The 21,784-nt window shown below is 58.4% G+C and carries 18 protein-coding genes and 1 pseudogene; 16 read left to right on the top strand and 3 right to left on the bottom strand.

Annotated elements, in window-relative coordinates:
* Positions 1-167 precede the first annotated feature (167 nt).
* The 5 genes from ACQZ51_RS00345 to ACQZ51_RS00325 all read left to right on the top strand — a co-directional run bounded on the left by ACQZ51_RS00345 (position 168) and on the right by ACQZ51_RS00325 (position 4,098).
* A complete protein-coding gene (locus tag ACQZ51_RS00345) occupies positions 168-1,151 on the top strand; it encodes a tripartite tricarboxylate transporter substrate-binding protein (RefSeq protein WP_448774410.1) in 984 nt (327 codons plus the stop codon).
* A gap of 72 nt (positions 1,152-1,223) precedes the next feature.
* A complete protein-coding gene (locus ACQZ51_RS00340; RefSeq protein ID WP_448774408.1) occupies positions 1,224-1,685 on the top strand; it encodes a tripartite tricarboxylate transporter TctB family protein in 462 nt (153 codons plus the stop codon).
* Between the two features lie 8 nt (positions 1,686-1,693).
* Positions 1,694-3,199 carry a tripartite tricarboxylate transporter permease gene (locus tag ACQZ51_RS00335; protein WP_192063140.1) on the top strand — a complete coding sequence of 502 codons (1,506 nt, stop codon included), beginning with the start codon at positions 1,694-1,696 and terminating at the stop codon, positions 3,197-3,199.
* A 108-nt stretch (positions 3,200-3,307) separates the two neighbouring features.
* Complete coding sequence (locus tag ACQZ51_RS00330) at positions 3,308-3,520, top strand: SlyX family protein (protein ID WP_042616170.1); 213 nt, start codon at positions 3,308-3,310, stop codon at positions 3,518-3,520.
* 62 nt (positions 3,521-3,582) lie between these two features.
* Positions 3,583-4,098, top strand: a complete 516-nt coding sequence (locus ACQZ51_RS00325; RefSeq protein ID WP_448775686.1) for a DUF924 family protein — start codon at positions 3,583-3,585, stop codon at positions 4,096-4,098.
* A 124-nt stretch (positions 4,099-4,222) separates the two neighbouring features.
* Here the strand turns inward: ACQZ51_RS00325 and dnaJ are convergent, their stop codons facing one another.
* On the bottom strand, positions 4,223-5,356 hold the full coding sequence (gene dnaJ, locus ACQZ51_RS00320) for a molecular chaperone DnaJ (protein ID WP_042616168.1): 1,134 nt from the start codon (positions 5,354-5,356) through the stop codon (positions 4,223-4,225).
* Positions 5,357-5,441: 85 nt separating this feature from the next.
* Positions 5,442-7,346: a molecular chaperone DnaK gene (dnaK, locus tag ACQZ51_RS00315; protein ID WP_042616167.1), complete on the bottom strand. Its 1,905-nt coding sequence runs from the start codon at positions 7,344-7,346 to the stop codon at positions 5,442-5,444.
* A gap of 351 nt (positions 7,347-7,697) precedes the next feature.
* On the opposite strand from dnaK, the gene ACQZ51_RS00310 reads away from it, so the two are divergent.
* The 4 genes and pseudogenes from ACQZ51_RS00310 to ACQZ51_RS00295 all read left to right on the top strand — a co-directional run bounded on the left by ACQZ51_RS00310 (position 7,698) and on the right by ACQZ51_RS00295 (position 12,002).
* A complete protein-coding gene (locus tag ACQZ51_RS00310) occupies positions 7,698-9,455 on the top strand; it encodes an alkaline phosphatase (RefSeq protein WP_448774405.1) in 1,758 nt (585 codons plus the stop codon).
* Between the two features lie 93 nt (positions 9,456-9,548).
* Positions 9,549-10,013 (top strand): hypothetical protein, encoded by a 465-nt coding sequence (locus tag ACQZ51_RS00305; RefSeq protein WP_448774403.1) that lies wholly within the window; start codon positions 9,549-9,551, stop codon positions 10,011-10,013.
* Positions 10,014-10,015: 2 nt separating this feature from the next.
* Positions 10,016-10,696 (top strand): ABC transporter ATP-binding protein, encoded by a 681-nt coding sequence (locus tag ACQZ51_RS00300; RefSeq protein ID WP_448774401.1) that lies wholly within the window; start codon positions 10,016-10,018, stop codon positions 10,694-10,696.
* Position 10,697: 1 nt separating this feature from the next.
* Positions 10,698-12,002: pseudogene (locus ACQZ51_RS00295) on the top strand (FtsX-like permease family protein).
* A gap of 12 nt (positions 12,003-12,014) precedes the next feature.
* On the opposite strand, the gene ACQZ51_RS00290 reads toward ACQZ51_RS00295, so the two are convergent.
* Positions 12,015-13,643 (bottom strand): MFS transporter, encoded by a 1,629-nt coding sequence (locus tag ACQZ51_RS00290; protein WP_448774399.1) that lies wholly within the window; start codon positions 13,641-13,643, stop codon positions 12,015-12,017.
* Positions 13,644-13,921: 278 nt separating this feature from the next.
* Between ACQZ51_RS00290 and rimP the strand changes: the two genes are divergently transcribed.
* The 7 genes from rimP (at position 13,922) to rpsO (ending at position 21,654) form a co-directional block, all read left to right on the top strand.
* Entirely contained in the window at positions 13,922-14,506 is a 585-nt protein-coding gene (gene rimP / locus ACQZ51_RS00285) for a ribosome maturation factor RimP (RefSeq protein WP_448774397.1), read from the top strand.
* A 52-nt stretch (positions 14,507-14,558) separates the two neighbouring features.
* Positions 14,559-16,169 carry a transcription termination factor NusA gene (gene nusA / locus ACQZ51_RS00280; RefSeq protein ID WP_192063131.1) on the top strand — a complete coding sequence of 537 codons (1,611 nt, stop codon included), beginning with the start codon at positions 14,559-14,561 and terminating at the stop codon, positions 16,167-16,169.
* Complete coding sequence (locus ACQZ51_RS00275) at positions 16,166-16,858, top strand: RNA-binding protein (RefSeq protein WP_448774395.1); 693 nt, start codon at positions 16,166-16,168, stop codon at positions 16,856-16,858. The genes nusA and ACQZ51_RS00275 overlap by 4 nt, the downstream gene beginning before the upstream one ends.
* A 102-nt stretch (positions 16,859-16,960) precedes the next feature.
* Complete coding sequence (gene infB / locus ACQZ51_RS00270) at positions 16,961-19,720, top strand: translation initiation factor IF-2 (protein ID WP_448774393.1); 2,760 nt, start codon at positions 16,961-16,963, stop codon at positions 19,718-19,720.
* Positions 19,721-19,825: 105 nt separating this feature from the next.
* Complete coding sequence (gene rbfA, locus ACQZ51_RS00265) at positions 19,826-20,242, top strand: 30S ribosome-binding factor RbfA (protein ID WP_042616157.1); 417 nt, start codon at positions 19,826-19,828, stop codon at positions 20,240-20,242.
* Positions 20,243-20,245: 3 nt separating this feature from the next.
* Entirely contained in the window at positions 20,246-21,193 is a 948-nt protein-coding gene (gene truB, locus ACQZ51_RS00260) for a tRNA pseudouridine(55) synthase TruB (protein ID WP_448774392.1), read from the top strand.
* A gap of 191 nt (positions 21,194-21,384) precedes the next feature.
* Positions 21,385-21,654, top strand: coding sequence for a 30S ribosomal protein S15 (gene rpsO / locus ACQZ51_RS00255; protein ID WP_448774390.1), 270 nt, complete (start codon positions 21,385-21,387; stop codon positions 21,652-21,654).
* The last annotated feature ends 130 nt before the right edge of the window (positions 21,655-21,784 follow it).

Raw genomic sequence — 21,784 nt, 5'->3', positions numbered from 1 at the left:
TAATGTTTCGATTTCCACCCATTGGGGCCGAAATAAGACGGCTTTTGTGACGGTTGTTCTGTGCCGCCATTGCGTGCGCGCAAGGACCCAATTCAAAGTGTGTCACCCCGACCGACCGCAATAGGAGTGCGCCGGTCGATGAGGCCATATTTCATCGGGAGGAAAAGATGAAAATTCTCAAGACCGTCACAGGTGCCGTGGCTCTTGCTGCCGTATCGCTGTTTGCCTTGTCCGCCGCTGCCCAGACCTACCCGCAGCGCAACATCACCATGGTCGTTCCCTTCGCCGCAGGTGGTCCGACGGATACCGTTGCCCGCCTTGTGGCTGAATCCATGTCCAAGGATCTTGGACAGCAGATCATCGTGGAAAATGTTGGCGGTGCCGGTGGCACGCTGGGTGCAGGCCGCGTTGCCGCCGCTGATCCGGATGGCTACACCGTTCTGCTCCACCATATCGGCATGGCCACCAGCGCCACGCTTTACCGCAAGCTGGCCTATAACACGCTCGAAGCATTCGAATATGTCGGCCTCGTTACCGAAGTGCCGATGACCATTCTGTCGCGCAAGACGCTTGAGACCACAGACCTCAAGGGCCTGATCGAATACGCCAAGGCCAACAAGGACAAGGTCACCGTTGCCAATGCCGGTATCGGTGCTGCCTCGCATCTGTGCGGCATGCTGTTCATGAGCGCCATTCAGACCCCGCTCGTGACAGTGCCTTACAAGGGCACCGGCCCTGCCATGACCGATCTTCTCGGCGGTCAGGTCGATATCATGTGCGACCAGACGACCAACACCACCAAGCAGATCCAGGGCGGCACGGTTAAAGCCTACGCCGTCACCACGCCGAAGCGTCTGGACGTGCTGCCAAACGTGCCGACCTCGGCTGAAGCCGGTCTGCCGAACTTTGAAGTGGGTGTCTGGCATGGCGTCTATACGCCAAAGGGCACACCTGCCGATGTCAATGAGCGCCTGTCCAAGTCGCTTCAGGTCGCTCTGAAAGACCCGAATGTCGCAGCACGCTTTGCTGAACTCGGCACCACGCCGTCTTCGGCGGCAGATGGCACGCCTGCGGCGCTGAAGGCAAAGCTTGAAAGCGAAATCACGCGCTGGAAGACGGTCATCGAAGCGGCTGGCCAGTACGCCGACTAAGCCTGCTCTCAAGCACCCAACCGGTGGCCGCAAAAGCCACCGGTTTTCACTCGTTAGCGGGGGGACCAAAATATGAAATCACTTTCTTTCGATGCAACAGAGGCGGTTTGTGGCGCCTTCTTCATAGTGCTCGGCATTTTCTTTGCCTGGCAATCCTATGGACTTGAGCTGGGAACAGCCTTTCGCATGGGCCCGGGATATTTCCCGCTGGTGCTGTCGCTCATTCTCGTTGGGCTCGGCACACTCATTCTTGTTCGGGCGGGCAAGGTGCAGGGCGAGCCCCTAGGCCCCATCGCGTGGCGCGGCATCTTCCTCATTCTGCCTGCGCCGATCATCTTCGGCATGACCGTGCGCGGCCTCGGCTTCGTGCCTGCCCTTTTCACCAGCGCGCTGATCGCATCCTTTGCATCGCATAAGATGAACCCCTTGATGGCGCTCATCCTGTCGGTCGGCATCACCGTCTTTTCCGTCGCAGTCTTCGACTACGGTCTTGGTCTGCCCTTCCAGCGCTTCGGCCCCTGGCTCAATTTCTGAGGTGCATGATGGAACTGTTTAATAATCTCGCGCTTGGTTTCTCCACCGCTACTTCTCTCGACAACCTGTTCTTCTGCTTCATCGGCGTCATTCTGGGAACATTGATCGGCGTTTTGCCGGGCATCGGTGCCACGGCAACCATTGCCATGCTGCTGCCCATCACCTTCCAGCTGGAACCGGTCTCGTCCCTCATCATGCTCGCCGGTATTTATTACGGTGCGCAATATGGCGGCTCGACCACAGCCATCCTCATCAACATGCCGGGCGAATCCTCGTCCGCAGTCACCGCTATCGATGGCTACCAGATGGCGCGCAAGGGCAAGGCGGGCGTCGCTCTGTCCGTCGCAGCCCTTGGCTCCTTCTTTGCTGGCACGGTATCGACGTTTCTGGTTGCGATCTTCGCTCCACCGCTTACAGCCATCGCGCTTAATTTCGGTGCCGCCGAATACTTCTCGCTGATGGTCGTTGGCCTTGTCTCCTCCATCGCGCTTGCCCATGGCTCCATCATCAAGGCTTTGGCCATGGTGGTTCTTGGCCTGCTGCTCGGCCTCGTCGGCACGGATATTTATAGCGGCACGCCACGCTTTACGCTGGGCATCCGCGAATACGCCGATGGCCTCAACTTCGTGGCGGTTGCCGTTGGTGTCTTCGGTATTGCCGAAATTCTGCGAAACCTCGAAAGTGAAAAGACCCGCTCGGTCTTGATGGCAAAGGTCAGCGGCCTCCTGCCCAGCAAGGAAGAATTCAAGCAGATGGTCGGTCCGGTTCTGCGCGGCACGGCCATCGGCTCAGCGCTTGGCATCCTGCCGGGTGGCGGTGCCATTCTTGCGGCTTTTGCCTCCTATACGGTTGAAAAGCGTGTTTCCAAGCATCCGGAAGAGTTCGGCCATGGCGCGATTGCCGGTGTGGCGGGACCAGAATCCGCCAATAATGCGGGTGCGCAGACATCGTTTATTCCGCTGCTCACGCTCGGCATTCCCGCCAACCCCGTCATGGCGCTGATGATTGGTGCCATGATCATTCAGGGCATCGTTCCAGGTCCCAATGTCGCCACCGAGCAGCCCGCGCTGTTCTGGGGCATCATCGCCTCCATGTGGATCGGCAATCTGATGCTGGTCATTCTCAACCTGCCGCTCATCGGGCTGTGGGTGAAGCTTCTGACCATCCCATACTATGTATTGTTCCCGATCATCATGGCCTTCTGCGCCATCGGGGTCTACAGCGTCAACTCCAACGTCTACGACCTCTATGCCGTCGCCTTCTTCGGGCTCATCGGCTATGCGCTGGTCAAGCTGCGGTGCGAACCGGCACCGCTTCTATTGGGCTTCGTGCTGGGGCCTTTGCTGGAAGAAAACCTGCGGCGGGCGATGATCCTGTCGCGTGGCGATGCGACGACCTTCGTCACCCGCCCCATCAGCGCCACGCTGCTGCTGATTGCCGTGGCCGTCCTCGTCGTCGTCTTCCTGCCAAGCGTCAAGAAAAAGCGCGAAGAGGTCTTCCAGGAAGAAGACTGATCGCTCACCCATCCCCTGAAACACGCAAAGGCCGGGCATCGTATCCGGCCTTTGCCTTGTCTGCGGGGCACAAAGCTGGCAAAGCAGGGCAGGAATAAAGAGGTGACCATGGCTGACGACAGCGAAAACCGTATCATTGCGCTCGAAGAAACCGTGGCGCATCAGGCTAAAACCATCGAAGAACTGTCCGATCAGCTGACCGAACAGTGGAAAGTCGTCGAGCAGACCCGCGCCAAGCTGGATCGCCTGACCGACCGGTTCCTGAACCTCGAGGAGCAATCGCTCGAGGCCCCTGCCATCACAAAGCCCCCACATTACTAATTTGCATTATTTAGGAGAGCGCCGTGCCTCTTGATCGCCCCGAGACGCTTGTTTCCAATATCATGACATTCTGGAAAGAGGCCGGACCGGAGAAATGGTTCGACAAGGACGCGAATTTCGACGCAACCTTCCATGACCGCTTTCGCGATGCGCATTTTGCTGCTGCCAGACGCGATCTGGAACTATTGCTTGAAGGTCCTGAGAGCAGCCTTGCGCTTCTCCTGCTGCTGGATCAGTTTCCGCGCAACTGCTTTCGCGGCACCGCACATATGTATGCCACCGATCCGCTCGCGCGACTCTATACGCAAGAGGCCCTTCAGCGCGGGCACGACATGACGATCGACCCCGAGCTTCGGATTTTCTTCTATCTTCCGCTCATGCATTCGGAAGAGCTGGAAGATCAGCAATTGTGCTGCAAACTGTGTGAGCCCCTTAGTGAACGCTACCTGCCATTCGCCATCGAGCACCGCGACATCATCGAACGCTTTGGCCGTTTCCCCCATCGCAATGACATTCTGTTGCGTGAGAGCACTGCGGAAGAGCTGGCCTTTCTGGAAGAAGGCGGATTTGCGGGCTGATCCCGTGGCGTGCAATGGTGGCGGCACTGATGCTCCGCAACATCGGACCGGATTAGCCCTGGCATAAAAAAACCGCGCATCCCTTCGAATGCGCGGCGTTTTTGAACTCAATAAGCTTCAGCCATCAGCCGTCGAAAAATTCCTTCATCCGGGCAAAGAAGCCTGCGGATTCAGGGTTATTCTCCTTGGACGACAGCGTCTCGAATTCCTGCAGCAATTCGCGCTGGCGCTTGGTCAGCTTCTGCGGCGTCTCGATCTGGATCTGGATGTAGAGATCACCCTGCTGCGCGGAACGCAGCACAGGCATGCCTTTGCCCTTCAGTCGAAACTGCTTTCCGGCCTGCGTGCCCTCCGGCACCGTCACCCGCGACTTGGTGTTGTCGAGCGTCGTAACATCGAACGTGCCGCCAAGTGCTGCCGTCGTCATGGAGATCGGAACCGCGCAATAGAGATCAGCCCCATCGCGCTGGAAAAACTCATGTGGCCGCACCGAGAGGAAGATGTAGAGGTCGCCCGATGGACCACCGCGCATACCGGCCTCGCCCTCGCCCTGCAGGCGAATGCGGGTGCCGTCCTCGATACCCGAGGGAATATTGACCGAAAGCGAACGCTCTTCCGTCACACGGCCCTGACCGTTGCACTTGGTGCAGGGGTCGGTGATCGTCTGGCCGCGACCATGGCAGGTCGGGCAGGTGCGCTCGACCGAGAAGAAACCCTGCGCTGCACGCACACGGCCTGAACCCTGGCAGGTGCCGCAGGTTTTTGGCTGCGTTCCGGGCTTTGCGCCGGAGCCGGTGCAAACGTCACAGGTGATGGATGTCGGTACACGGATCTGCGCTGTCTTGCCCGCAAAGGCTTCTTCCAGCGATATTTCCATGTTGTAGCGAAGATCGGCACCGCGTTCACGGCCACCGCTGGAACGACGCGCACGACCACCGCCCATCATCTCGCCGAAAATGTCTTCGAAGATGTCGGAGAAGCCACCGCTTGCGCCACCGCCAAAGCCGCCGCCAGCATTGCCCATGCCGCCCTGCTCGAAGGCCGCGTGACCGAAACGGTCATAGGCCGCGCGCTTCTGCGGGTCTTTCAGTGTCTCATAGGCTTCGTTGAGTTCTTTGAATTTTCTCTCGGACTCAGCGTCGCCAGGATTCTTGTCGGGATGATACTTCATCGCGAGTTTGCGGAAGGCGCTTTTCAGCTCTTTTTCGTCAGCTGTTCTGCCAACGCCGAGTGTTTCGTAAAAGTCTGGTTTCGCCATTAAATAACAAGCCCCGGGAAATGGATTTCCGGCTGCACGAGGCAGCCGGATTTCAGTCAAGCATCAATTGGATTTCAAAAGCCGCTTATGCGGACTTCTTGTCGTCCTTGATTTCCTCGTAGTCTGCGTCAACGACGTCGTCCTTATGACCTTCGCCAGCGCCTTCGCCGCCTTCAGCCTGCTGGGCTTCGTAGACAGCCTGACCGAGCTTCATCGAGACTTCCATAAGGGTCTGGGTCTTGGCCTGAATGTCATCGGCATCCGGCTCGGACGCTTCGACAGACACCTTCAGCGCAGCGATGGCATCTTCGATGGCCTTGCGGTCGGTTTCGGAAACCTTGTCGCCATATTCCTTCACCGACTTCTCGGAGGAGTGGATCAGGCTTTCGGCCTGGTTCTTGGCTTCCACACCGGCGCGACGCTTCTTGTCGGCTTCGGCATTGGCTTCGGCGTCCTTCACCATCTTGTCGATGTCGGCGTCAGACAGACCACCAGATGCCTGGATGCGGATCTGCTGCTCCTTGCCGGTGCCCTTGTCCTTGGCCGATACCTGCACGATGCCGTTGGCGTCGATATCGAAGGTAACTTCGATCTGCGGAACGCCGCGTGGCGATGGTGGCAGGCCAACGAGGTCGAACTGGCCGAGAAGCTTGTTGTCCTGCGCCATTTCGCGCTCGCCCTGGCTGACGCGAATGGTCACGGCAGACTGGTTGTCTTCAGCGGTCGAGAAGGTCTGGCTCTTCTTGGTCGGGATCGTCGTGTTACGGTCGATCAGACGTGTGAAGACGCCACCCAGCGTTTCGATGCCAAGCGACAGAGGCGTTACGTCGAGAAGCAGAACGTCCTTGACGTCACCCTGCAGAACGCCAGCCTGAATGGCCGCGCCCATGGCAACGACTTCATCAGGGTTCACGCCCTTGTGGGGTTCCTTGCCAAACAGCTGCTTGACGATTTCCTGAACCTTCGGCATGCGGCTCATGCCGCCTACCAGCACGACTTCGTCGATTTCAGCGGCAGTGACGCCTGCATCCTTCAACGCTGCCTTGCACGGCGCAACAGTGCGCTGAACCAGGTCATCGACCAGGTTTTCGAACTTGGCGCGTGTCAGCTTCAGCGTCAGGTGCTTTGGACCTGTTGCGTCTGCGGTGATGAAGGGCAGGTTGATTTCTGTCTGCTGCGAAGAAGACAGCTCGATCTTTGCCTTTTCAGCCGCTTCCTTCAGGCGCTGAAGCGCAAGCTTGTCGCCCTTGAGGTCAATGCCCTGATCCTTCTTGAATTCGCCAGCCAGATACTCGACCAGACGCATGTCGAAGTCTTCGCCGCCAAGGAACGTATCGCCGTTGGTGGACTTCACTTCGAAGACGCCGTCGCCGATTTCCAGAACGGAAATATCGAAGGTACCGCCGCCCAAGTCGTATACGGCAATGGTCTTGCCTTCGGTCTTGTCGAGGCCGTAAGCCAATGCGGCAGCCGTTGGCTCGTTGATGATGCGCAGAACTTCAAGACCGGCGATGCGGCCTGCATCCTTGGTTGCCTGGCGCTGCGCGTCATTGAAGTAGGCGGGAACGGTGATGACGGCCTTCTCGACCTTTTCGCCGAGGTAGGATTCAGCCGTTTCCTTCATCTTCTGAAGAATCATGGCAGAGATCTGCGAAGGGGAATAACCCTTGCCCTGTGCCTGTACCCAGGCGTCGCCATTGTCACCCCGGACGATATCGAACGGAACGAGGCCCTTGTCCTTTTCAACGGTCGGGTCTTCGTAACGGCGACCGATAAGGCGCTTTACGGCAAAGAGAGTGTTGGTTGGATTGGTGACAGCCTGACGCTTAGCAGGCTGGCCGACCAGACGCTCGCCATCGTCGCTGAATGCAACCATGGAAGGGGTCGTGCGTGCACCTTCTGCGTTTTCAATAACTTTGGTGTCCTTGCCGTCCATCACTGCAACGCAGGAATTGGTCGTGCCAAGGTCGATACCGATTACTTTTGCCATTTTTCTTCTCTCCTTGAAGCGAATTGTCGGAACCCCGGGAGGCATTCCACTGACAACTCCTTGACTTGGATGGTCTTCCGGTTTGGGCAGCATTTCTGCTGGTCTGCGGGGTATATAAGGAGCGATTTTTCTGCCTGCAAGGCGATACCGCTGCTGAGGGGCGCAAAAATGAAGAAATGAAGCCTTCATAACCAATTGAGGCACCCCCATACCGGCGCACCGCATCGCAATGCCGAAAACTTCGCCCTTTCAGCGCCCGAAGCAATGTGGCGTGAACCGTCACGTCGTTGTCATGCACCTTGCCTATAGGCGTGTACATCTTCAACGAAACACCCATCCCGCGAGGTTCTCATGCGCCAATTTCTCGCCATGCTTGTTGCAACCACCGTTCTTGCCGGTGCTGCCCAGGCCGCGACCGTCTATCCCCTGGATCGTGCCACGATCCTGACCGGCTCGCCTTTCGACTTCAAGGTCGAGTTCAAGAGCGTGGTCAAGGCCGATGACATCAAGATCATGGTCAATGGTCAGGATTACAAGGCTGTGTTCGGCGCTGACGTGACATTTGTTGCGGAAGAAAAGGGCAAGGAAGACAAGATCCTCGGTTCGGCCGTTACGCTCCGCGGCCTCAAGATTGCAAAGGCTGGCGATTATAAGGTCGAAGTTTCTGCCGGTTCTGAAACCAAGAATGTCACCTGGACCGTTTACGGCACGCCGGAAGCACCAAAGGCAAAGAACATCATTTTCCTTCTGGGTGATGGCCTTTCCGTTGCGCACCGCACCGCTGCCCGCATCATGTCCAAGGGCATGACCGAAGGCAAGGCGAACGGTCGCCTCAACATGGACGAGATGGACCGCATGGCTTTCATCGGCACGTCGTCCACGGAAGCCATCGCGACCGATAGCGCCAACACCATGTCTGCCTACATGACCGGCCACAAGGCTCCTGTGAACGCTCTTGGCGTTTATGGCGACCGCACGCCTTCCAGCCTTGACGACCCGAAGGTCGAAACGCTGGGTGAGGCCCTGCGCCGCCAGACGAAGAAGTCCATCGGCATCGTGACCACATCCGAATTACAGGATGCGACGCCTGCGGCCATCGTTTCCCACACCCGCAAGCGCGCCGACAAGGCGGAAATCACCGGCATGATGCTGGACGTGAAGCCAGACGTGGCTCTCGGTGGCGGTTCGGCCTATTTCCTCGGCAAGGAAACACCCGGTTCCAAGCGCAAGGACGACAAGGACTATATCAAGCTGTTCAAGGATGCAGGCTACACGCTCGCAACCAACAAGACAGAACTTGAAAAGGCTGAAGGTTCCAACACCGGCAAGCTTCTTGGGCTGTTCCACACCGGCAACATGGACACGCTTCTCGACCGCGACTTCCTCAAGAAGGGCACTGTCGAGAAGTTTCCAAACCAGCCAGGCCTCGTCGATATGACCAAGGCAGCGCTCGGTGAACTGTCCAAGAACCCGGACGGTTTCTTCCTGATGGTCGAAGCGGCCAACATCGATAAAATGTCCCACCCGCTGGATTGGGACCGCGCCGTCATGGACACCATCGAATTCGACAAGGCCGTTGGCGTTGCCCGTGAATTCGCGGCCAAGAATCCGGATACGCTGATCGTCGTTACCGGCGACCACGCCCATGGCGTTTCCATCATCGGCACTGTCGATGACGAAAAGCCGGGCGATGAAATGCGCGCCAAGGTCGGCACCTATGCCGAAGCCGGTTTCCCGAACTATGAAGACAAAAACAATGATGGCTATCCTGACCGGATCGACGTCAGCCGTCGCCTGTTCCTGAGCGCCAATAATGGTCCTGACCATTACGAAACATTCCGTCCGAAGATGGATGGTCCTTTCGTTCCGGCAATCCAGAACGAAAAGAAGGAATATATCGCCAACGAAGCCTACAAGAATGTTCCAGGCGCTGTCTTCGTTCAGGGCAACATTCCCAAGGATGGCGATAGCGGCGTTCACGCCGTTGATGATGTCGTCCTCCAGTCCACAGGTCCCGGCTCTGAAGAGTTCAAGGGCTACATGGAACAGAGCGACGTTTACCGCGTGCTGGCCGACACATTCGCCCTCGGCACAAAGCAGACGCAGTAAGCACCGCTTTTGCTGATCATGATCCGGCTCGCAGCCTGCGGGCCGGATTATCTCGTTTAAGACTAACCCGGACAGGTCAGATCGGAGATCGCCATGGCGCACCCCTCCCCAACGCTCACACGCAGGCAGTCGCTTCAACTCGCCGGTCTGGCGAGTTTTTCCCTCTGGGCAGGGCCGTCTCTCGCGGCACCCTCGCCGCTCACCTTCGATGAGATGTATGGCAAGATCGGTGTGCTGGGCCTGGAATTTTCCGAAAAGCTGAAGCAGTTGAGCGGCAAGGAAATCCGCATGAAGGGCTTCATGGCGCCGCCTTTGAAGGCGGAAGCTGCCTTCTTCGTGCTGACGGAAATTCCCATGGCGCTCTGCCCGTTCTGCTCGTCCGATTCCGACTGGCCGGATAATATCGTCGTCGTCTACCTCTCCGAAAAGCAGACTTTCGTCCAGCCGAGCACGACCATCGATGTCACCGGCATCCTTGAACACGGCTCATGGACAGACCCGGAAACGGGTTTCGTCAGCCTCGTGCGCATTCGTGACGCACAATATGCGGTGTCCTGACCATGCTGTCCCTCACCATAAAAGACCTTGCCGTTTCCTATCCCGGCCTTGCCAAACCCGTCCTTCACATTGATGCGCTGAGCATTGCTGCTGGTGAGATGGTGGCAATCTCGGGTGCATCCGGTTCGGGCAAAAGCACCTTCGTCAATATCATCACCGGGCTGGAGCGGGTTTGCCAGGGCAAGGTGGTCTGGAGCGATGATGACATTGCCGGATTGACCGAAACCAGACGAGACCAGTGGCGCGGCCAGAATGTCGGCCTCGTCATGCAGGATTTTCACTTGCTGCCCGGTCTGTCCGCCATCGAGAATGTGCTTCTGCCCGTTCGCCTCAGCCGCGCAATGTCTAGGGATTACGGCAAGCGGGCAGGCAAATTGCTGAAAAAGACCGGTTTGAAACGACCGGACCAGTCCATCGACACCATGTCGCGCGGCGAGATGCAGCGCGTGGCCATTGCGCGTGCGCTGTTGCGAAAGCCCGGCGTCATCGTTGCCGATGAGCCCACCGCAAGCCTCGACCCCGATCATGCCGAGGCCATCGGCCACCTGCTGGTCGATCTGGCCCGGGCGGAAGGCGCGACACTGATCGTCATCACCCATGACAGGCTTCTGGCAGAACGCCTCGACCGCCGTCTGGAACTCGCCAATGGCCGTATCCTGAACGACACCGCCGGGAACCCTTGATATGATCCGTTTTATTCTCTCCGATCTAAAGCGCCTCTGGGCCGGTTCTCTCGTCGTCGTGCTCCTTGTTTCGCTCGCAACGGCGCTCGGTGTGACCGTGACCTTGCAGGAGCGCGCGCTTCGACTGGGAACCGCCCGCGCTGCCGATAAATTCGATCTCGTCATCGGCGCTGCCGGTAGCGAAACGCAACTCGTGCTTTCCTCGGTCTTTCTACAGGCTGCACCCCTGCCGCTGGTCGGTGGTGAGACATTGGCAAAGCTGGCCAAAGATCCCCGCGTCGCATGAGCCGGACCGGTCGGCTTCGGCGATTCCTTTGCCGGCTACCCGATTGTTGGAACGACCACCGCGCTCATCGACAACACGTCAGGCGGTCTGACGGAAGGTCAGGGTTTCGCCGATGGTGAAGATGCCGTGATCGGCTCTGCCGTTGATTTGCCCATCGGCGCAGAGATCAAGCCGATGCATGGCACGGCGGAAGAAGGCGGCCACACCCACACTGAAATCGTCTATCATGTTCAGGGGCGGCTGAAGCCAACGGGCACGCCGTGGGATCGCGCCATTCTGGTGCCCATCAGCTCCGTCTGGCACATTCACGGCATGGAAGCCGGAGAGCATGCTCACGATCATGAAGGGCATGAGCATGCAGCCGAGGGCCATGCGGCGCATTCGTCCGAACCGCACGATCGTGATGCACACAATCATGAGGCTCATGACCATGACGCCCATGCCCACGAAGAAGGCGGACTGGACGAAACCTTCACGACCGAAACGCCCGGTGTTCCGGCTATTCTGGTGAAGCCAAAGACAATCGCCGATGCCTATAAGCTGCGGCAGGAATACCGGCAGGGCAACACGCTTGCGGTCTTTCCCGGTGAGGTGCTGACGAAACTCTATGCCACGCTGGGTGACGCACGCCAGGTGCTGTCTGTCGTCGCCATCGGTGCGCAGGGTCTGGTGGGTGCATCCCTCATTCTCGTGACCTTGACCCATATCGTTCAAAGGCGAAAACAGATCGGTGCCTTGAGGGCCTTCGGTGCGCCCCGGTCGTCCATCTCGCTGATCGTCTGGACGGAGCTGTTTGCACTGTTTGCAACAGGTATAGCGCTTGGCTTCGCCATCGGTTTTGCGGCGGCCAAAGTTATCACCGGCCTGCTTGTCGCCAAAAGCGGCGTCGTCATGCCGGTGGAATTTGCACAGGCGGATGCAACGCAGGCGGCGGTGCTGCTCGCCGTTGCAGCAGCTCTTGCCGTTCTTCCGGCATGGCTTGCCTATCGCCAGTCACCCGCCGAGGCACTTCGCGGGTAGTGAAGAAGAACCTCAATGCGGCTCGATATGCGCCTTGTGGAAAATATCGTCCTGCGGCGGTATCGCCTGACGTTCGATCATCCGGTGGACGCGAGGGCGGGTCGCACCACGGTGCAGCTTTAAAATACTGTCCCAGCTTTCCGCATCCGCCTGGGTGCGGCGCTGGTTGTGCCGGACATATTCGACCCATGTCGGCACGTGGTAGATTTCCGTCCAGATGTCAGGGTTTTCGAGATCCCGCATCAAGGTCCAGTTCTGTGCACCATCGCGCAGGCGAATGCGTCGGCGCTCCACCATGATGGTCATGAATTCCGCCAGATCCGCATCATCGATCTCGTAATCAACGAGAATGGCAATCGGGCCGCTGCGAGGCTTGACGTCGAGAAGCAGGTTCGGCTCCACGAAGCGGTTGAGCGGATCGAGATTGAGCGAGGCAAAGGCTGGCATCGTCAGCTTGAAACCGACGACGACGCCGAGCAGCATCAGCACGCACGAACAGAGCAGCGAATAGGTTAAGCCATAATCCTCGGCCAGAGATCCCCACAGCCAGCTGCCCAGTGCGATGCCGCCGAAGGTGAGAGTCTGGTAGAGCGACAGCGCACGCCCCACGACCCAGCGCGGCGTGGACAGTTGCACGATGGTGTTGAACAGCGACAGCGCCAGCACCCAGCTCGCGCCAGCGATGGTGAGGAAAAGCGCCGTCACGATTGCATTGGTGCTGATGGCCGTCACACCAGCGCTCAGGGCAAAGCCGAGGAAGGCGACGCGCACAATCCATTCGCTGCTCAACATTTCGCGAAGACGCGCACTGATCAGAGCACCACCCACGGCACCCACACCGAAAGCACCCAGCATAATGCCATAGGTCAACGGCCCGCCCTGCACCAGATCCCGCGCAACCAGCGGCATCAGCGCCAGAATGGCACTGGCTGACAGGCCGAACAGGAAGCCGCGCACCAGCACCTTGCCGATATTCGGCGACATGGCCACATAGCGCATGCCGGCGGAAATGGCCGCGAACAGTTGCTCGCGTGGCAGGGTAGACGTGCTTTTCGGCGGCTGCCATTTCACCAGCGCGTAGATCAACGCGAAATAGCTGAAGGTGTTGACGAGAAACGCCGCTGCCGCGCCGCCAACCGCCACGATGACACCACCAATGGCCGGGCCAACGCTGCGGGTGATGTTGAAGCCGACACTGTTCAGCGTCACGGCTGCGGGCAGATCCTCGCGCGGCACCATTTCTCCCACGGATGCCTGCCAGGATGGGTTGTTGAGCGCCGTTCCACAGCCGATCATGAAGGTGAAGAACAGCAGGAGCCATGGCGAAAGCCAGCCGAACCATGCAAAAACCGTCAGCATGACGGAGGCGGTCAGCATCAGGAACTGGGCTGAAATCATGATGCGGCGACGGTCGAAACTATCGGCCAATGCGCCAGACACCAGCGAAAACAGCATGATGGGCAGGGATGTCGATGCCTGCACAAGCGCAATCATGTTTTCAGACGACGATAGCGCGGTCATCATCCATGCCGCGCCCACCGCCTGAATAAGCCCGCCGAAATTCGACGCGATACTCGCAAACCAGATCGTTCTGTACGTCTGGTGGCGCAATGGCAGCAGGGGGGATTTTCTATCAGGCACGGGCAGTCCAATTGATGCAATGGCTCATCCGGGTCACACTATAGACGCCATTTGAGAGGATGCTACTGTTTCAAGCCCCGGGACGGTGAAATTGTGACGGCGGGCAATTTTGCTCGTTTTGCAGCCCATCCTTGCAATATCGCAGATAAGGGTCTATACGGGCATTCAAATTCTTGATCGTCTGATGAAGAGTGGGGCCGAAAGGCTCCGCTCTTTTTCGTTAGGCGCCCTGAAAACCGGCCCAAAAGCCGGTTTGGACATGAGACCGGAAGGCCACAATGGCAGAAGCCGAACCTAGACTGATAACCGAAACAGGCGTTGACCAGCGCATCGCCGAAATTATCGAGCCGGTGCTGACAGGCATGGGCTATCTGCTGGTGCGGGTTCGCCTGTCCAATCAGAACGGCTCGACCTTGCAGGTCATGGCCGAGCGTGAAGACGGAACCATGACCGTGCAGGATTGCGAAGCGGTGTCGCTCGCCATTTCTCCGGTTCTGGATGTAGAAGATCCCGTTCAAACGGCGTATCATCTTGAAGTGTCATCGCCCGGCATCGACCGGCCGATGGTGCGCAAGGTGGATTTTGTCCGTTGGCAGGGCCATATTGTCAAAGTCGAGACATCCATTCTGGTTGATAACCGCAAGCGTTTCCGCGGCAAGATCGCCAGTGTCGAAGAGGACGGCTTCAGACTGGAACGTGACCAGATCGCCTATGGTGAAGAGCCTGTGGTGATGATCCCGTTCAATACCCTTTCCGACGCGAAGCTGATTCTGACCGATGAACTGATTCGCGAGGCGCTGAAGGCGGACAAGCAGGCCAAGGCCGCTGCCGCCAACCAGAACGAAGAAGCAGACGAAGACTAATTCCCAACGTAAGCCCTGATACGCGGGCAAAACGACTTACGGAGACATAAAAATGGCAGTAAGTGCTAACCGGCTTGAGCTTCTGCAGATCGCCGATGCTGTGGCGCGCGAAAAGGTCATCGACCGCGAAATCGTGCTCGCCGCGATGGCCGACGCCATCCAGAAGGCTGCCCGCTCGCGTTACGGTTCCGAGAGCAACATCCGCGCCGACATCAACTCCAAGACCGGCGAGATCCGCTTGCAGCGTCTGCTCGAAGTTGTCGAGAAGGCTGAGGACTACGGCACGCAGATCCCTCTGGAGCTGGCCCGCGACCGCAACGTCGATGCAAAGATTGGCGATTACATTGCCGATCCACTGCCACCGATGGATTTTGGCCGTATCGCTGCCCAGTCCGCCAAGCAGGTCATCGTCCAGAAGGTTCGTGAAGCCGAGCGTGATCGCCAGTTTGACGAGTTCAAGGACCGCATCGGCGAAATCATCAACGGCACTGTCAAGCGCGTGGAATATGGCAACGTCATCGTCGATCTCGGCCGTGGCGAAGGCATCATCCGTCGCGACGAGATGATTCCTCGCGAAAACCTGCGCTATGGCGACCGCGTTCGCGCCTTCGTTTACGATGTGCGCCGCGAACAGCGTGGCCCGCAGATTTTCCTGTCGCGTACCCACCCGCAGTTCATGGTCAAGCTTTTCACCATGGAAGTGCCGGAAATCTACGACGGCATCATCCAGATCAAGTCGGTTGCCCGTGACCCAGGTTCGCGCGCAAAGATCGCTGTTATCTCCAATGACAGCTCGATTGATCCGGTCGGCGCTTGCGTCGGTATGCGCGGTAGCCGTGTTCAGGCCGTCGTTGCCGAGCTTCAGGGTGAAAAGATCGACATTATTCCGTGGTCCCAGGATCCGGCATCCTTCATCGTCAACGCTCTTCAGCCTGCTGAAGTCGCCAAGGTGGTTCTGGATGAAGAAGCCGAGCGCATCGAAGTCGTCGTGCCGGATGAGCAGCTGTCGCTCGCCATCGGTCGTCGCGGCCAGAACGTGCGCCTTGCTTCCCAGCTGACCGGCTGGGACATCGACATCATGACGGAAGCCGAAGAGTCCGAGCGCCGTCAGAAGGAATTCAACGAACGTACCGGCATCTTCATGGAAGCGCTGGATGTGGACGAAATGGTTGGTCAGGTGCTCGCATCCGAAGGCTTCGCCCAGGTCGAGGAACTGGCTTATGTGGACCTCAGCGAAATCTCGTCCATTGACGGTTTCGATGAAGACACTGCTGTCGAAATCCAGACCCGCGCCAAGGAATATCTCGAGCGTATCGAGACCGAAATGGACGCCAAGCGCAAGGAACTTGGTGTAGCCGACGAGTTGCGACAGATCGAAGGCCTGACCTCGCAGATGCTGGTCGCTCTTGGTGAAGAAGGCGTCAAGACCATCGAAGACTTTGCAGGCTGCGCCGCTGACGATCTGGTTGGCTGGAGCGAGCGCAAGGACGGCGAGACGAAGAAATTCGAGGGAACTTTCTCCAAGCTCGACGTTTCTCGTGTTGAAGCTGAAAACATGATTGTTCAGGCCCGCCTTCTGGCTGGCTGGATCACCGCTGAAGATCTTGCTGCCCAGCAGGAAGCTGCAGCGACCGAGGAGGCGGATACCGCCGATCAGGAATGACATCGCAGGCGCATGAGCCGGACGAGCTGCTCGACGACGAGCCGTTCGAAGGTACCGCCAGCGAGCGGATGTGCATTGTGACACGACAAATCGGAACACCGGATGAGTTGATCCGTTTTGTCGCAGGCCCGGACCAGAGCGTTGTTCCGGACTTGAAACGCCAATTACCGGGGCGCGGTTGCTGGGTCACACCCGAGCGCGCCCTGATAGAGAAGGCAATTGCGAAGAAGCTCTTTGCACGCGCCTTGAAGACGGATGTGAAAGCCGGACCGGACCTTCTGGACATGATGGACCGGTTGATGGCGCAGAACCTGACGGGAATGATGAACATGGCGCGCAAGGCGGGCCAGTTCATTTCCGGCGCGACGAAAGTCGATGCGTCGGTCCGGTCTGGCCAAGTGCTTGCGGTTTTTCACGCAACCGATGCAGCGCCAGATGGCGTGAGAAAGATAAGCCAGGCCCGCAAGGCCTGGACGCTCGGCTCTGGAGCCGAGAGCGAAATACCAGCGTTCCAGCTCTTCAGTGAGCAGGAAATGGACGAACTGATGGGCCAGAATGCTTTTATCCATGCCTGCGCGCTTGCAGGACAGGCGGGTGAGGGTGTAGTGAAGCGCGCAAAGATGCTCGAGCGGTATCGCCATGGCGATAGACCTCAAGTGGATTTAGACGCTGCCCGGACAGAACAATGACGCGGTCATCGGACAATTTCCGCCACCGCGTACGGATGCAGCTAGTTAAAGACGAGGCCAGATGAATGTCATCCGGCTCTCGTTTGAAGGAACGGGAACGGAATGACCGATAACAACGACGACAAGACACTCAACGCACAGCCCAAGAAGACTCTCACTTTGAAACCGAGTGGAGCGTCTACTGGAACTGTGCGTCAGGATATGGGTCGTGGTCGCACCAACGCGGTTGTGGTGGAAACCCGCAAGCGCCGCCCATTGCGTCCAGAAGACGAGAAGCCCATTACACCTGTAACGCCTACTGCGACTGCTACGCCAGCGGCTGCACCGCAGGCGGCAAGACCTGCCGCACCGGCAGCGCCTGCCCCGCGTCAGCAGCCACAGGGCCAGCGCCCTTATCAGTCTGGCAACCAGAACAACAATCAGAACCGTTCTGCGCCATCGCAGCCTTCGCGTCAGCCGGAGCGCCCACGCGGCGCCGTTCTGCATGACCTTTCGGCTGGCGAAATGGATGCGCGTCGCCGCGCTCTGGCAGAAGCTCAGGCTCGCGATATCATCGAAGCCAAGCAGCGCGCCGAAGATGAAGCACGCCGCAAGGTAGAAGAAGAAGCTCGCGCTATTGCCGAGAAGGAAGAAGCTGCGCGCCGCGCCGCTGAAGAGGCACTGGCCGCCAAGTCCGCGCCTGCCCCTGCTCCAACTCCGGCTCCGGTCGAAGCAGCGCCCGTTCCTGTTGCCGCCAGGTCTCCTGCCGGCGCCGGTCGTGGCGATACACGCTCGCAGACAACCACACGCACAATACCAGCCGCTGTTCCTACTCCCATCGACAATGCCGGTCCTCGTGGCCGTCGTCCCGGTGGTGAAGAAGAAAGTGACGATCGTGGCGCACGTCGCGGCGGCGTGCCGGTTCGCGGCAAGGTAACGGCTCCCGTTCCTGCCAAGCCTGCGGCTCGCCTCAAGACAGAAGAAGAGCGTCGTCGCGGCAAGCTGACAGTCACCTCCAATCTGGAAGAAGACGGTCAGGCCCGTGGCCGCTCGCTCTCTGCCATGCGTCGCCGCCAGGAGAAATTCCGCCGCGGCCAGATGCAGGAAACGCGCGAAAAGGTGCTGCGCGAAGTTACTCTGCCTGAGACCATCACCATTCAGGAACTGTCGCAGCGTATGTCCGAACGGGCCGTCGATGTGATCAAGTACCTGATGAAGGAAGGCCAGATGATGAAGCCGGGCGACGTCATCGACGCCGATCTGGCTGAAATCATCGCAGTGGACTTCGGCCATACCGTCAAGCGTGTATCGGAATCCGATATTGAAGAAGGTATCTTCAACGTCTCCGACGATGATGGCGGCGAACTGGTTTCGCGTCCTCCTGTCGTTACCATCATGGGTCACGTCGACCACGGCAAGACCTCGCTGCTCGACGCCATCCGTCAAACCAGCGTTGTTTCCGGTGAAGCCGGTGGCATTACCCAGCATATCGGTGCCTATCAGGTCGAGAAGAACGGTCACAAGATCACCTTCATCGACACCCCGGGCCACGCCGCCTTTACGGCCATGCGTGCCCGCGGTGCACAGGCAACCGACATTGCCATTCTGGTGGTTGCAGCCGATGACAGCGTGATGCCGCAGACGATTGAATCGATCAACCATGCCAAGGCAGCGGGTGTTCCGATCATCGTGGCGATCAACAAGATCGACAAGCATGAGGCCAACCCTGAAAAAGTTCGCCAGCAGCTTCTGCAACACGAAGTCTTCGTGGAATCCATGGGTGGTGAAGTTCTTGACGTGGAAGTCTCTGCCAAGAACAAGATCAACCTCGACAAGCTTCTCGAAGCCGTCCTGCTCCAGGCTGAAATTCTCGACCTGAAGGCAAACCTCAACCGCACCGCGGAAGGTACGGTCATCGAAGCCGAACTCGACCGTGGCCGTGGTGCCGTGGCAACGATCCTGGTTCAGAAGGGCGTGCTGCGTCCGGGCCAGATCATCGTGGCTGGCGACCAGTGGGGCCGTGTGCGCGCGCTTGTCAACGACAAGGGTGAACACGTCAAGGAAGCTGGTCCGGCTATGCCGGTCGAGGTTCTCGGTCTTTCGGGCACACCATCTGCCGGTGATCGCTTCGCGGTTGTCGAGAACGAAGGTCGCGCTCGTGAAATTTCCGAGTACCGTCAGCGTCTGGCCCGTGACAAGGCCGTTGCCCGTCAGACTGGCCAGCGCGGCTCGCTGGAACAGATGATGACGCAGTTGCAGGCGACAGGCCGCAAGGACTTCCCGCTGCTCATCAAGGCTGACGTGCAGGGCTCTGTCGAAGCGATCATCGCATCGCTGGACAAGCTTGGAACAGATGAAGTTCGTGCACGCATCATCCATTCGGGCGCCGGTGGTATCACCGAGTCTGACATCTCTCTGGCAGAAGCATCGAACGCAGCCATCATCGGCTTCAACGTTCGCGCCAATGTTCAGGCACGTCAGGCGGCCGAGCGCGCTGGCATCGAAATTCGCTACTACAACATCATCTACGATCTGGTGGATGACGTGAAGTCTGCGATGTCGGGCCTTCTGTCTCCGGAACGTCGCGAAACCTTCCTCGGCAACGCCGAAATTCTGGAAGTCTTCAACATCACCAAGGTCGGCAAGGTTGCCGGTTGCCGTGTCGTCGAAGGCAAGGTGGAACGTGGTGCAGGTGTTCGTCTGGTGCGCGACAACGTCGTTATCCACGAAGGCAAGCTCAAGACGCTCAAGCGCTTCAAGGACGAAGTCGGCGAAGTGCCGGTTGGTCAGGAGTGTGGTATGGCATTCGAAAACTACGAAGACATCCGCGCTGGCGACACCATCGAGTGCTTCCGCGTAGAGCACATCACCAGAACGCTCTAAGCGTTTTGCCGTACACAAAATAAAACTTGCGGCCGCCGGCTTAGATGGTTTCCTGTCCATTGGAAATTTTCTAACCGGCGCTGCTTTGTTTGAGGCTAAGACAAAATGGCAAAAGCATCATCTTCCGCGCCCACACAACGCATGCTTCGTGTTGCCGAGCAGGTTCGCGCAGCGGTGACCCAGATCCTGCAGCGTGGCGAAGTGCGTGACGATCTGATCGAGAAAACCGTCATTTCCATCTCGGAAGTGCGCATGTCGACCGATCTCAAGATCGCGACCGCCTTTGTGACCCCTATCGGTGTCGACGACCACACAGATACGATTGCAGCCCTGAACCGTCACGCCAAGTTCCTGCGTGGCCGCCTCGGCCCGCATATCAGGCAGCTGAAATACGTGCCGGAACTGCGCTTCCGCGACGATACCAGCTTCGACAATTACAAGAAGATCGACGCGCTTTTGCGCTCACCGGAGGTCCTGCGCGATCTGGGACCTTCAACCGATAAAGACGACGAGCAGAACTGAAGCATGTCCAAACCACGCAAACAGCAGCACCGCAAGCCGAAAGGCCGGGATATTTCCGGCTGGCTTATTCTCGATAAACCCTTCGATTTCGGCTCGACAGAGGCCGTTTCGAAGATCAAATGGCTTTTCAACGCCCAGAAGGCTGGCCATGCTGGCACGCTTGATCCGCTAGCCTCCGGCATGCTGCCAATTGCGCTGGGCGATGCGACCAAGACCGTTCCTTATGTGATGGACGGCCGCAAGATCTATGAATTCACCGTCTCCTGGGGCGAAGAGCGCACCACCGACGATATGGAAGGCGAAGTGCTCAACACATCGCCAAACCGTCCCGATGAGCAGGCGATCCGTGATATCCTGCCCAACTATACCGGCACGATCATGCAGATCCCGCCGCAGTTTTCCGCCATCAAGATCGCTGGCGAACGCGCCTATGATATTGCCCGCGGTGGCGAGGTGGTAGAAATCCCGGCTCGTGAAGTGGAAATTCACCGCATCACGCTTCTGGCCTGCCCGGATGCCAATACCGCGCATTTTGAAGTTGAATGCGGCAAGGGCACCTATGTGCGTGCGCTGGCCCGCGATTTCGGCCGCGATCTCGGCTGCTATGGTTTTATTTCGCAGCTGCGCCGCTCCATGGTTGCGCCGTTTGCCGAAGACGCCATGGTGCCACTGGCCAAGCTCATCGAGTTCGAAGCCATTGAAGACCGTGACGAGAGACTGGCGGCACTGGATGCCTATCTGATCGATACGTCTGAGGCGCTGTCATCCCTACCCCACCTCATCATCAATGATGATCAGGCCCACCGCTTGAAGATGGGCAACGCCATCCTCTTGCGCGGGCGCGATGCACCGACGGCGGAAATGGAAGCCTATGCCACAGCCCGCGGCAAGCTGGTTGCGATTGGCGAGATTGCCGAAGGCGAGTTTCGCCCCAAGCGGGTTTTCGGCTAGGCCCTGCCGCCTCCCGATCACTCTATGCGTGTTATCCTGAAAGAGGCGGTTTTAATCGCCTCTTTCCTTTATGGTGCAATTGGTTTATAGGCGGGGCAGCTTGGGCAGCGCCCGCGCTATACATGGCCAGTGCTGGACGACATCCCGGCGCTTGGCGTCCCGTTTTTCCTTAAAATAGAAAGGATCGTCCGATGTCGATTACTGCAGAGCGCAAAGCCGCCCTCATCAAGGAATATGCCATCAAGGAAGGTGATACCGGTTCGCCGGAAGTTCAGGTCGCAATTTTGACCGAACGGATCAACAACCTGACTGGCCACTTCAAGGATCACAAGAAGGACAACCACTCGCGTCGTGGCCTTCTGACCCTGGTTTCCAGCCGCCGTTCGCTTCTCGACTACGTCAAGAAGAAGGACGAAGGCCGTTACACCAAGCTGATCAGCGCACTCGGCATTCGCCGCTAAAAACAGATCCCGGCGGGTCTCAATAGAGGTTCCCGCCGGTTTTTCTTTAGGCTGTTCTTCAAGAACGCCAGAAACGAAGATGGGCCGGATGGGCCGGTGCCGTCTGAAACAAACCGAAGACCTGTCATGG

The sequence above is a fragment of the Agrobacterium sp. CG674 genome (assembly GCF_053521645.1).
This window is presented reverse-complemented; position numbering and strand designations above follow the sequence as displayed.

Coding starts and splice junctions, on each gene's coding strand:
- rpsO (WP_448774390.1), top strand. CDS start 21,385: ATGTCGATTACTGCAGAGCGCAAAGCCGCCCTCATCAAGGAATATGCC.
- rimP (WP_448774397.1), top strand. CDS start 13,922: ATGGCAGAAGCCGAACCTAGACTGATAACCGAAACAGGCGTTGACCAG.
- ACQZ51_RS00330 (WP_042616170.1), top strand. CDS start 3,308: ATGGCTGACGACAGCGAAAACCGTATCATTGCGCTCGAAGAAACCGTG.
- ACQZ51_RS00310 (WP_448774405.1), top strand. CDS start 7,698: ATGCGCCAATTTCTCGCCATGCTTGTTGCAACCACCGTTCTTGCCGGT.
- nusA (WP_192063131.1), top strand. CDS start 14,559: ATGGCAGTAAGTGCTAACCGGCTTGAGCTTCTGCAGATCGCCGATGCT.
- ACQZ51_RS00340 (WP_448774408.1), top strand. CDS start 1,224: ATGAAATCACTTTCTTTCGATGCAACAGAGGCGGTTTGTGGCGCCTTC.
- ACQZ51_RS00325 (WP_448775686.1), top strand. CDS start 3,583: ATGACATTCTGGAAAGAGGCCGGACCGGAGAAATGGTTCGACAAGGAC.
- dnaK (WP_042616167.1), bottom strand. CDS start 7,346: ATGGCAAAAGTAATCGGTATCGACCTTGGCACGACCAATTCCTGCGTT.
- infB (WP_448774393.1), top strand. CDS start 16,961: ATGACCGATAACAACGACGACAAGACACTCAACGCACAGCCCAAGAAG.
- ACQZ51_RS00300 (WP_448774401.1), top strand. CDS start 10,016: ATGCTGTCCCTCACCATAAAAGACCTTGCCGTTTCCTATCCCGGCCTT.
- ACQZ51_RS00305 (WP_448774403.1), top strand. CDS start 9,549: ATGGCGCACCCCTCCCCAACGCTCACACGCAGGCAGTCGCTTCAACTC.
- truB (WP_448774392.1), top strand. CDS start 20,246: ATGTCCAAACCACGCAAACAGCAGCACCGCAAGCCGAAAGGCCGGGAT.
- ACQZ51_RS00335 (WP_192063140.1), top strand. CDS start 1,694: ATGGAACTGTTTAATAATCTCGCGCTTGGTTTCTCCACCGCTACTTCT.
- dnaJ (WP_042616168.1), bottom strand. CDS start 5,356: ATGGCGAAACCAGACTTTTACGAAACACTCGGCGTTGGCAGAACAGCT.
- ACQZ51_RS00345 (WP_448774410.1), top strand. CDS start 168: ATGAAAATTCTCAAGACCGTCACAGGTGCCGTGGCTCTTGCTGCCGTA.
- ACQZ51_RS00275 (WP_448774395.1), top strand. CDS start 16,166: ATGACATCGCAGGCGCATGAGCCGGACGAGCTGCTCGACGACGAGCCG.
- rbfA (WP_042616157.1), top strand. CDS start 19,826: ATGGCAAAAGCATCATCTTCCGCGCCCACACAACGCATGCTTCGTGTT.